The organism is Clostridium sp. LS3 (assembly GCF_055330225.1).
Genome location: NZ_CM143921.1, coordinates 3241435 through 3253854, shown reverse-complemented (window position 1 = coordinate 3253854; position 12420 = coordinate 3241435). Strand labels below are relative to the sequence as shown.

The 12420-nt window shown below is 25.8% G+C and carries 10 protein-coding genes; 9 read left to right on the top strand and 1 reads right to left on the bottom strand.

The features are described from left to right. Window positions 1-151 precede the first annotated feature (151 nt). From ACZJV1_RS15315 to ACZJV1_RS15275, 9 genes are all read left to right on the top strand, one after another. Window positions 152-1189: a M42 family metallopeptidase gene (locus ACZJV1_RS15315; protein ID WP_460286741.1), complete on the top strand. Its 1038-nt coding sequence runs from the start codon at window positions 152-154 to the stop codon at window positions 1187-1189. Window positions 1190-1385: 196 nt separating this feature from the next. Continuing rightward, the gene (locus ACZJV1_RS15310; protein ID WP_460286742.1) at window positions 1386-1988 is read left to right on the top strand and encodes an HAD family hydrolase; all 603 of its coding nucleotides are present in this window, start codon (window positions 1386-1388) and stop codon (window positions 1986-1988) included. Window positions 1989-2132: 144 nt separating this feature from the next. After that, complete coding sequence (locus ACZJV1_RS15305; RefSeq protein WP_460286743.1) at window positions 2133-3581, top strand: DEAD/DEAH box helicase; 1449 nt, start codon at window positions 2133-2135, stop codon at window positions 3579-3581. Between the two features lie 91 nt (window positions 3582-3672). Beyond that, window positions 3673-5739 (top strand): putative bifunctional diguanylate cyclase/phosphodiesterase, encoded by a 2067-nt coding sequence (locus ACZJV1_RS15300; protein WP_463650694.1) that lies wholly within the window; start codon window positions 3673-3675, stop codon window positions 5737-5739. A 46-nt stretch (window positions 5740-5785) separates the two neighbouring features. Then, the gene (locus ACZJV1_RS15295) at window positions 5786-6055 is read left to right on the top strand and encodes an ATP cone domain-containing protein (protein ID WP_411168738.1); all 270 of its coding nucleotides are present in this window, start codon (window positions 5786-5788) and stop codon (window positions 6053-6055) included. 94 nt (window positions 6056-6149) lie between these two features. Further along, entirely contained in the window at window positions 6150-6956 is an 807-nt protein-coding gene (gene yidA / locus ACZJV1_RS15290) for a sugar-phosphatase (protein ID WP_463650693.1), read from the top strand. Between the two features lie 430 nt (window positions 6957-7386). Next, window positions 7387-9225: an asparagine synthase (glutamine-hydrolyzing) gene (gene asnB / locus ACZJV1_RS15285; RefSeq protein WP_463650692.1), complete on the top strand. Its 1839-nt coding sequence runs from the start codon at window positions 7387-7389 to the stop codon at window positions 9223-9225. Window positions 9226-9414: 189 nt separating this feature from the next. Next, on the top strand, window positions 9415-10212 hold the full coding sequence (locus tag ACZJV1_RS15280) for a DUF4037 domain-containing protein (protein WP_463650691.1): 798 nt from the start codon (window positions 9415-9417) through the stop codon (window positions 10210-10212). 73 nt (window positions 10213-10285) lie between these two features. Continuing rightward, window positions 10286-11140, top strand: a complete 855-nt coding sequence (locus ACZJV1_RS15275; protein ID WP_463650690.1) for a CorA family divalent cation transporter — start codon at window positions 10286-10288, stop codon at window positions 11138-11140. An 89-nt stretch (window positions 11141-11229) separates the two neighbouring features. Here the strand turns inward: ACZJV1_RS15275 and alr are convergent, their stop codons facing one another. Next, window positions 11230-12387, bottom strand: a complete 1158-nt coding sequence (alr, locus tag ACZJV1_RS15270; protein ID WP_463650689.1) for an alanine racemase — start codon at window positions 12385-12387, stop codon at window positions 11230-11232. Window positions 12388-12420 lie beyond the last annotated feature (33 nt).

Below are 12420 nucleotides of genomic sequence, written 5' to 3'. Positions count from 1 at the left end.
AAAATTATAATAATAACATAATAAGGTATTTTTATTTTATGCAAATACTATACCTAAAATATATCTATAGAAATGTTATTAGTAAATATAGTAAAATAATCAATATGTAAAATAAAAAATATATAAATTTTTTATAAAAGGAGTGAAAAAAATGAAATATAAAGTTAATAAAGAATTTGTATTAAGTACTGCTAAAAGAATATTAGAATTTGATAGTCCAACAGGATTTTGCTTTGATATTATTAAAGTAATAGAAGAAATCTCAACTAATTTTGGTTATAAGTTTGAAACTACAAACAAAGGGTGTGGAATAATAACAATTCCAGGAGAAAAAGATGAAAAGGTTATAGGTCTTTCAGCCCATGTTGATACATTAGGTGCAATGGTTAGGTCAATAACTAATTCAGGAACATTGAAGTTCACATTATTAGGAGGGCCAATTCCAGCAACTTTAGATAGTGAATATTGTAAAATAAGAACTAGGGACGGAAAAATATATACAGGGACTTTTTTAAGCACTAGCCCAGCAGCACATGTTTATCCTGATAGTAAGGAAAAAAAGCGTGATCCAGAAAATATGGAAGTAAGGATTGATGAAAAAGTACTTTCAAAGAAGGATGTTGAAAATCTTGGGATATGTCCAGGGGACTTTATATTTATTGATCCGAAGACCACTATAACAGAAAGTGGATTTGTAAAATCAAGATTTATAGATGATAAAGGTAGTGTAGCAGCTTTAATGGGGCTATTAGAAATTTTTAATAGAGAAAATATAATACCTAACTATACAACGAAAATATTTATATCTACATATGAAGAAGTTGGACATGGAGCATCATATATTCCAAAAGATATAACTGAAATGATAGCTGTAGATATGGGATGTATTGGTGATGATTTAAGTTGCACAGAATATGATGTTTCAATTTGTGCTAAGGATTCAGGTGGACCTTATGATTATAATATGGTAACAAAGCTTATAGATCTAGCAAAGAATAATGATATAAAGTATGCAGTAGATATTTATCCTATGTATGGATCTGACGTTGGAGCAGCATTAAGAGGTGGCAATGATATAAGAGGAGCTCTTATAGGGCCAGGAGTTCATGCATCACATGGAATGGAAAGAACTCATTATGAAGCATTAGAAAATACAATAAAATTACTAATAGAATATTTAAGAGATTAGTATATTTTAGAATATAATAAAGTTTTCTATATATTCAACTATAGGTATAGCAATTTGGAACGCTGTTTTCATATATGCAGGATATGACTTTGGAAATTTATTTATTTAAAAACTATCATTAATAATGTGGATTTTTCATATCTTGACTTTAAATATATAAAAATGTTAACAAATAATACAGGGGAGCAGAGAATTTATGTATAAAAATATAATATTTGATATTGGGAATGTATTGTTAAGCTTTAATCCCAAAGAATATCTTAAAGAAAAAATTCAAGAAGAGAAATTAGAAAATTTATATAAGGAAATTTTTCAGAGTGAAGAATGGGTTATGTTGGATAGAGGTACAATTAAAGAAGAAGAGGCAATTAATAATATAATAAAAAGAAATACAGATTATAGTAATGATATAAAGTTAGCCTTTAAGGATTGGTATGATATATTAAAGCCAATTGATAAAACTATAGAAATTTTGCAGGATTTAAAAAATAATGGGTACAATATATTTTACTTATCTAATTTTCATGATTTAGCCTTTAATCATGTGAAAATGAAAAATGAATTTTTTAATCTTTTTGATGGAGGAGTAGTTTCCTTTGAAGAAAAGATTATTAAACCAGAAGAAGATATATATAATTTGATTTTAAGTAGATATAAATTAATAGCAAAGGAATCAATTTTTATTGATGATACTAAAATAAATCTAGAGGGAGCAGAAAAGGTAGGTATAAACACCTTATTATTCAGTACACCAGAGAATTTAAAGAATGATTTAAGAGAATTAAATATAAATATTTAATAAATTACTTAGAGATTGTATTTAAATACAATCTCTATTTTTAATGTTAATTGTTAAATACAATGTCATAGGGTAAAATAATATTACTATAATATAAGTTTTCATGCTTTAGTAGATGATATTTTGAAGAAACGAGGTAAACTAATGAATATAAATAAATTTGAAAATATGAATTTAAGCAAAGAAATTCTTAAGGCTTTAAATAACTTAGGTTTTGAAAATCCTTCAGAGGTTCAAGAAGAGGTTATTCCACATATATTAGATAGAAAAAATTTAGTTGTAAAATCACAAACTGGTAGTGGAAAAACTGCAAGTTTTGGTATTCCATTATGTGAATTAACAAATGTTGAGGAAAATAAAATTAAGGCATTAATACTAGTTCCAACTAGAGAACTTGCAATGCAAGTAAAGGAAGATATATCTGATATAGGGAGATTAAAAAAAGTAAGATGTGCAGCTATATTTGGTAAGCAACCATTTAATGAACAGATAAGAGAGCTTAAACAGAGAGTCCATATAGTATGTGGAACTCCAGGAAGAGTAATAGATCATATAGAAAGAGGAAACCTGAATATAGACAATATAGAGTTTGTGGTAATAGATGAAGCAGATAAAATGTTGAATATGGGATTCATAGATCAAATATCAGAGGTTTTAAGTAAGCTACCAAAGTCTAAAAATACATCATTATTTTCAGCAACGATACCTAAGGAAATAGAAGAATTATATTTAAATTATATGAGTAATCCAACTGTACTTGATATAAAATCTAAGGTGTTTAATAGAGATAAAATATCTGAAAGATATCTGAGAGTAGAAAAAGAAGATAAATTTAAATATTTATTAAAAACCCTTTATTCTTGGACTGATGAATCCGCAATAATATTTTGCAATACTAAGGATTCAGTAAGAAGCTTAAGCTCATTATTAAAAAAAGAAAAAATTAATGTTAAAGAATTGCATGGAGATATGGAGCAAAAAGAAAGACTAACAACTATGAACGACTTTAAAAATAAGGAGTTTAAGGTTTTAGTTGCTACTGACATAGCAGCAAGGGGAATTCATATAAGCCATATAACAAATGTTTTTAATTATGATATTCCTATGGAAAAAGAGAGCTATGTACATAGAATAGGAAGAAGTGGGAGAGGGGAAAAAAAAGGTCTTGCAATATCTTTAGTTTCAAATTCTGAAAAGAGATTTTTAGATGAAATAGAAGAATATATAAATTATAAAATAGAAGAAGCAAAACTTCCTTCTTATGATGAAACGATAAATGGTAGAAAAGAGTTCTTTGAAAATCAAAAAAATGATTATGGAAACAAAATAAAATCTAAAAAGAATATTCATAATGAAGTAACTAAGATTCATATAACGGCTGGGAAAAAGAAAAAAATTAGAAATATTGATATCCTTGGAGCTCTAAGTAATTTAGATGAATTAAGTGGAGAAGACATAGGAATAATAGATGTTCAAGATGGACATTCATTTGTTGATATTCTTAATGGAAAGGGAAATTTAATATTAAAGAAATATAAAGAGATAAAATTAAAAGGAAAATCAGTTAAAATAAGCAAGGCAAAGAATAATTAAAATAGGTATTTAAATTACTTGAATGATATGTTGAAAAGAATGTATAATTATGATAAGGAAAATCTTTATAAATGTGGGGATGGTGAGCAATTTGAAGCTTTCAAAAAAAATAGCTACACTTTTACTATATTCCACGGTAACAATATCTATTATTATTAGCATGATGTTTATATTCATAACATATCATTTTAAAAATAACTCAAACCAGGTTATTATAAACTATAAGTTAATACTTTTCGCTATTATTAGTTTGATATCTTTTGCTAATATAGGAGTTTATATATTTATAAATGAAAAAATTATAAAAAGATTAGGATTAATAGAAAAATCCATAAAAAAGCTAATAACCTCTACAGATATACATGATGAAAGCTTAGAAGTAGATGAAATAAGTAAACTTTATAATGAAATGAATACAGTAATGAATAAACTTATACATACAGAAAGTTATTTGCAGCAAGAAGAAAAAAATTATACAAATATATTAGATGCAATGTCAAATTCCTTTTTCCATTTAAAAGCAATAGTTGATGATGATGGGGAATATATAGATGGAATAATTGTTGATGTTAACTTAGCAGGGGTAGAGCTTTTAGGGCTTTCAAAAAAGGAAATTATAAATAATAAGTTTTCAGAAGTATATAAAAACTTCTCTAGGTATAAAATGCAGATATTGCAAATATTAAAAAGAATAAAAGAATCAAAATCTGAATGTGTTGCAAAAGAAATAAATATTGGAAATGATAAGTGGGGAGTAGTATCGATATACTCACTTAAAAAGGGATATTTTTCTATAATAATAAATAATGTAACGGAAATAAAAAAGTATGCTGAAGATATGACTTATTTAGCGAACTATGATACTTTAACAAAGTTATTAAATAGACATAATTTATTAGAATATTTAATGGGGTTAGTAAGTCAAGAAGAAGAGTTTAGTATATATTTTATAGATTTGGATAACTTTAAAAACATAAATGATACTTTAGGTCATAATACAGGAGATGAAGTTTTAAGGATTGCTGCTGATAGATTAACAGAATTATATTCAGATAATATAAAGGTTGGAAGATTAGGTGGAGATGAGTTTATAATAGTTAAAAAAGGACAAAATGATATAAATAATATAGAAAATTTAGCTAGAAATACACTAGACCTTTTAAATAAACCTTTTCAATTTAGTAGATATAGTTTTAATTTAAAAGCAAGCATAGGTATAAGCAATTATCCTAATCATGCAAAAGATGTATTTACTTTATTAAAATATGCAGATATATCTATGTATGAGGGTAAAGAAGAAGGCGGAAATACATTCAAAATATTTTCAGAGGAAATGTTAGAGAAGCTAAACCTTGAGAGTAGATTAAGCTTAGCAATAGATAATAATGAGTTTGAAGTTTATTATCAACCTATTTATGATGTGAAAAAAGACAAAATAGTAGGTGCTGAAGCCTTGATTAGATGGATGAGTCCAAGTGGTATAATTCCCCCTATTAAGTTTATACCTATAGCAAAGAAGAATGGAGATATAGTAAGAATAGATGAATTTGTATTAAAGGAAGCTTGTAAATATTGCAATAAAATAATAAGCCTTGGAGAAAAAGACTTCAAAATGTCAGTGAATATTTCCCATGGATTGTTAAATAAAACTGATTTTGTAGATAAAATTATTAGTATAGTAAATGAAGCCAATGTAAACCCTACATCTATAAAATTAGAAATTACTGAGGATGAAATAATAGATGATACTGAATTTACAGTTAATATCTTAAATAAACTTAGAAAGCTAGGTTTTAGGATAGCTTTAGATGATTTTGGAATTGGATATTCTTCATTTAATCACATAAAAACATTACCATTAGATACAATAAAAATAGATAGAAGTTTATTAATTAGCTTAGAGAAAGATGCTAAAACATTTTCTATTATAGAAACTTTAATTAATTTAGCGCATAGTTTAGATTTAGATATAGTATGTGAAGGAGTAGAACTGAAAAGTCAAATAGATTTACTTAAAAATATAAATTGCGATAGGATACAAGGGTTTTATATAAGTAGACCTTTGAATTTAAAGGATTTCGATGAATTTTTACTGGAATTTAATAATATAGATATAAAAGATATAGATGTTAATAAGCAAACTAGTATAAATTTTTAAGATTTAAATAAAGTTAAAATAATCTAGATAGAAAGAAGGGTTTTTTATGAAGATAATAAAAAAAGATGGAAGACTAGAAGAATTTAATGTTAAAAAGATAAAAACCAGCATAGAAAATGCGGCAAGAGATTCAGGAACAATGTTAAATGAATCAGATTTGAAAATACTAGTTAATGATGCTGAAAAAACTTTACTAAAAACAAGGAAGGATTCTTTAATTACTTCAAGTTATGAAGTAATAGGAGTAATTTTTGACATATTAAAAAGAGACGGATTTAATTCTATTTTAAGATCTTATTTAGAATTTGATAAATAGAGTAACTAATTTGATACATTAACACAATAAATTCATTTATAATTAATGTTATGTTATAATCTAATTAGCTTTAATTATAAACGGAGGATTAAGAATGTATAAGTTAGTAGCAATAGATATGGATGGGACTTTACTTAGAGAAGATAAGAGTATATCAGAAAGAACTAAGAAAGCCATTCAAGGAGCAAGAGAAAAAGGTGTTACAGTAGTTTTAGCTACAGGAAGACCAATAGAAGGTGTTTTGAGATATTTAGAAGAATTAGAAATGTTTACAGATAATGATTACGTACTTAGTTATAATGGAGCTTTAGTTCAAAAGACGAAAAGTAAAGAAATAATAACTAAGGTTGCATTAAGAGGAGCCGATTTACATTATTTAAAGAAGCTTAGTGATGAATTAGGTGTAAATATTCATGCATTTTGGGAGAATAAGGGCTTGATTACTCCTAAGAATAGTAAATATACAGAAGTTGAGGCACAAATTAATAATATAAATATTCATGAAATTGATATAGATCCTATAGCAGATGATGAAGTTATGATAAAAATAATGATGATAGATGAAGCTGAAATATTAGGACCAGCTATAGAAAAATTACCTAAAGATGTATATGAAAAGTACACAGTTGTAAGAAGTACACCATACTTTTTAGAATTTTTAAATAAAGACGCTAATAAAGGTGTAGGAGTAGAATTATTAGCTAAACATTTAGGAATAAAAAGAGAAGAAGTAATAACTTTAGGTGATGCAGGGAATGATTTGCATATGATAGAATATGCAGGGCTTGGAGTTGCAATGGGTAATGCCTTCGATGAAATAAAAGAAATTGCTGATTATATTACTGATACCAATGAAAATGATGGTGTTGCAAAAGTAATAGAAAAATTTATCTTAGAATAAAATAATTAGTATTAAAGGAGCTGTCGACCAATGATTTTTAAATCGTTGGTCGACGGCTCCGTTTTTGTTTTATTTAAATTTATATGAATTTTCTCTCAAAGTGTCATTTTTGAATATTTCTAGTTTCTCAATAATATAAACCTCTCTTTATAAATTATTATTTTTCTATTTTCAAAGGACCTCACGAAACGTTAGCCCCTTGTAAATCCTTGATTTTACTAGGTTTATTAAGGGTTTTATCAGATAAAAAATATCTATCTACTGTTTAAATATGCAGAAATCTATAGTTTTTAAAAAAATTTTACGTAAATTGAACTATAATATAACCTATTTCATTTTTCTAATTGCTTTTAAGTATTTTTAATGAACTATTGTCAAAATATAATCATATAAGTATATATAATAGATAAATACAGAAAGAAGGATGATTATGTGTGGAATAACAGGATTTGTGAATTTTAAGGAAAACATTAAAGATAATATTGGAATATTAAAATCTATGACTGATACACTAATTAATAGAGGACCAAATGCAGAAGGAACTTATATATCTAATAATGTAATGTTTGGACATAGAAGATTAGTTGTAGTTGATCCAGAAGGTGGAAAACAGCCTATGAAGAAGGTTGTTAATGGTAAAGAATATGTAATTGTATATAATGGAGAATTATATAATACTGAAGATTTAAGAAAAGAGCTTATCAAAGATGGATTTATTTTTGAGGCATATTCTGATACTGAGGTGTTATTACTTTCATATATTAGATGGGGAATGGATTGTATTAAGAAATTTAATGGTATTTTTGCATTTGCTATATATGATGAGAAGGAAAAGAGAGTTGTACTAGCAAGAGATGCAATGGGAGTTAAACCATTATTTTATACAATAAAAAATGGAACATTTATATTCGGATCAGAAATAAAAGCTTTATTTAAACATCCATATGTAGAACCAATAGTAGATAAAGATGGATTAACAGAATTATTTGCATTAGGACCAGCAGTTATTCCAGGAACAACAGTATATAAAGGAATAGAGGAAGTTAAACCAGCTCAGTATATACTTGTTAGGGAAGATGGTATAACTAAAGATATGTATTGGGAACTTAAAGCAGAAGAGTTTAATGAAAGTAAAGAGGAAGCGGTAGAGCATGTAAGAGATTTGCTTATTGATTCTATAAAAAGACAATTAGTTGGAGATGTTCCATTATGTACATTTTTATCAGGAGGATTAGATTCATCAGCTATATCAGCTATTGCAGCAGAGGAATATAGAAAGAAAAATAAAATTTTGACTACTTATTCAATAGATTATGAGGATAATGAAAAGTACTTTAAATCATCATTATTTCAACCAACTTCTGATCAACACTTTGCAGAAATTATGGCAGAATATATAGGTAGCAATCATAAAAATGTTGTATTAAATCATAGGGATTTAGTAAATTCATTAAATAATGCAGTTTTAGGAAGAGATTTACCAGGGATGGGAGATGTAGACTCCTCTTTATATTTATTTTGTAGAGAAGTAAAAAAAGACTTTGTTATAGCTCTATCTGGAGAATGTGCAGATGAGTTATTTGCTGGATATCCATGGTTTACTAATGAAGATATGATAAATGCTAATACATTTCCTTGGTCTAGATTTATAGGTGAAAGAAAAGCAATATTAAGTCCACAGCTTAAAGATTTAAAGATAGAAGAAGTTGCAAATCAAGCTTATTCAGATACTTTAAAAGAAGTTCCTCATTTAAGTGGAGAAAATAAACTAGAGCATAGAATGAGAGAATTATTTTACTTAAATTTAAGATGGTTTATGGTTAATTTATTAAACAGAAAAGATAGAATGAGTATGGCAAATAGTTTAGAAGTTAGAGTGCCATTTGCTGATTATAGATTAGTAGAGTATGCATTTAATATACCATCAAATATAAAGCTATTAGATGGAAGAGAGAAGGGACTATTAAGAAAATCATTAGAAGGAATATTACCTGATAATATAATATATAGAAAAAAGAGTCCATATCCAAAGACACATAATCCTATATATACAGATATGGTTTGTAATATAATGACTAAAGTTTTAAATGATAAGTCATCTCCAATATTAAATATAATAGATGAAAATAAAGTAAGAGAAATAGTTAATACAAAGGGAGAGTCATATAAGACCCCTTGGTATGGACAATTAATGACTGGACCACAAATGATTGCTTATTTAATACAAGTAAATAACTGGTTAGAGACTTATAATGTAAAATTGATATAGTTTTTTATAGGATCATGTAATTTATTTTAATTATATGATCTTATTTAATTGGTTCTGTTAGACATTTTCCTATAATAGAGACATTTAATTAAATCTACATATAAAAGGCCTATTTTTTGGATACTTTGCCAATTTATTTATATTTATATAAGGAGTAAAATTTAATAAGGAATAAAGGGGGAAAGACTTATGGGAAAAGAATTAGATTTAATTTTACAAGAAATAATAAATGATTTTAAAAGTATAGATGAGGTAGCTGGAATAAGTTTCGCAGGTTCATCAACTTCAAAAAGGGATGATAAACTGTCAGATGTGGATATAGATATCTTTACTTATTCAGATATTTCAGTGGAAGTGAGAGAAAAAATAATTAGTAAATATGCTGGTTACAAAGAAGTGGGCAATGATTATTGGGGACAAGGAGATGAATTTATATTAAGAGATAAAAATACTCCTATTGATATAGCTTATTTTGAAATTGATTGGATAGAAGATACAATAGAAAATATCTTAGTAAAATATAATGCTTCAACAGGATATACAACATGTTTTTGGCATAATATAAAAAATGCAAAAATTATTTTTGATAGAGAAGGAAGATTGAATAAATTAAAGGATATGACAAATATTAATTATCCTAAGATACTTAAGGAAAATATTATTAAAAAGAATTATCCATTATTAAAGAAAAATATTTCTTCTTATTATAATCAAATAAGTAAAGCAGTAAGTAGAGAAGATTTAAATAGTGTTAATCATAGATTAGCAGGATTTTTAGCAAGTTATTTTGATATAATATTTGCTATTAATGAAATGCCTCATCCTGGTGAGAAGAGACTAGTGAGTATTATAAAAAATTCCTGTACTAAAATACCAATGAACTTTGAAGAAGATATAAATAATATTTTAAAAGCTTCAAGTAGTTTAAATAAAGATTTATTATTGAACTTGGATTCATTAATAATTAATTTAGAGGAAATTTTATAATTAAAATTCAGTTGTTGTATGTTTAATTTATCAGAATTATAATATAGATAAATAATTTAGTTAGGATGATATTATGGCAACAGCAATTTATAGAAATGGAAATATAAAAGAAAATATAGATATAAATGAAAAATCAGAGGATGTAGTTGGTTATTTATATAATTCAAATAATTTTAAAAGAATAAGTGAAGAAGTTTTAACAAATATTCATAAAGATATAATAATAAAAAGTAAGGATATGATATTTTTAAAAATACCATTTATAGTGGAAGGAAATAAGGTTTTAATAGATGCAGTTATAGAAAATGATGAGTTTATAGTAAATTATGAAGATGATACCTTAATAGAGTTTTTAAATGAAAAAATATCTTTACATAAAAAGGTCGACAAGAATATGCTTTGCTTATTTTTATTTCAATATTTTTCATATGCATATACAGAAGAATTATTAAGTATAGAAGAGAGAATAGATAATTTATTTGAAGAAGCAGTTTATAAAGGAAATGTAGATAATAAAGAAATACTAGAAATGAAACGAATAGTTTCATTAATAAAAAGATTTACTTTATATTACAAATCTATGATAACTTATTTAGATGATGAGTTTAGTGGATTAGATCTTTATGATAAAGTTTTATTAGTTTTAAATAATACATTAAGCTTAGTTGATAATATTCAAAGCTCTATATATTCTTGTATAGATATATATAACTCAGAATTATCAAATAAGATGAATAAAACTATGCAATTATTAACTGTAATAACAGTATCAACTTTACCACTAACAGTAGTGTCAGGAATATTTGGAATGAATTTTTCAAATATGCCATTGCTATATAATAATAATGGTTTTTATATTTCTATGGGACTTACATTAGTGATTATAATTTCAGAAATAATATATTTTAAAGGAAAGAAATATCTATAGTTAGTTATTAAAGAAATAATAATTAAAAATAATTATACGAAAAATAAAATAAAAGAATAAGCATATACAAAATTGTATATGCTTATTTTTTACATCAAGTATCTGATTCCTAGTGTTTTATAATCTTTAATATATATTCTTGGAGCTCTTCTTCCTATAAGACAAAGAACTTCATAGCTAATTGTATTTAATAAACTTGCCATATCCTCAGCATCAAACTTAACATCACCATCTGATCCTAATAATATAACTTCATCTCCAAGAGAAACATTTTCTATATCAGTTATATCCACCATAAATTGATCCATGCAAACATTTCCTATAATAGGAGCAAGTTTTCCATTTATAATAACTTTTCCTTTATTAGAAAGATCTCTTGAATATCCATCAGCATAACCAACAGGCAAAGTTGCAACTGTAGTTTTTCTTTTAGTTTTAAAAGCCTGACCATATCCTATATATTCATTTTCCTCAACTTCTTTAATATGAATAATTTTTGTTTTCCATGTTAAAACAGGCTTTATATTAAAGTGTTCTTTATCTACATCATTTGAAGGGTAGTAACCATATTGAATTATTCCAGGTCTTACACAATCATAATGACTTTGAGGTAAATCAATTATTGCTGCGCTATTAGATAAATTTTTCTTATTAATATTAACACCATTTTCAAATAACTTATCTAAGAATGAGTTATAAATTTCAATTTGATTTAATGAATAACTTTTATCTTTAGAATCAGCAGTAGAGAAATGAGAAAAAATACTTTCAATTTTTAAATTGCTTAAATTAGAAATATTTAGTATATCATTTATACTAGCATCATTTTTTCTAAAACCAATTCTACCCATTCCAGAATCTATGGCTATGTGTATAGGTATTATTTTGTTTAAGGCTTTTGCTTTATTATTAAGGTTTATAGCAAATTCATAGGATGATACAGTTGGTTCTACATCATATTCAAGTAAAGCGTCTATAGCATAATTTTCGCTAATTCCAAGTAGCATTATAGGAGATTTTATATCATTTTCTCTAAGCTCTATAGCTTCAACTATATTTGCAACAGCAAGCCTTTTAATACCATTATTAATTAAAACTTTAGATATTTCTACAGCTCCATGACCATAGGCATTAGCTTTAACAACTCCAATTATTTCACTACCATGTGATTTATTTTTTATTTGCTCTATATTATATATAAAATTATTTAAATTAATTTCTGCCCAAATTGGATGTAATAAATTCATATCTAAAACTCCTCACTATTATTTGACTTATTA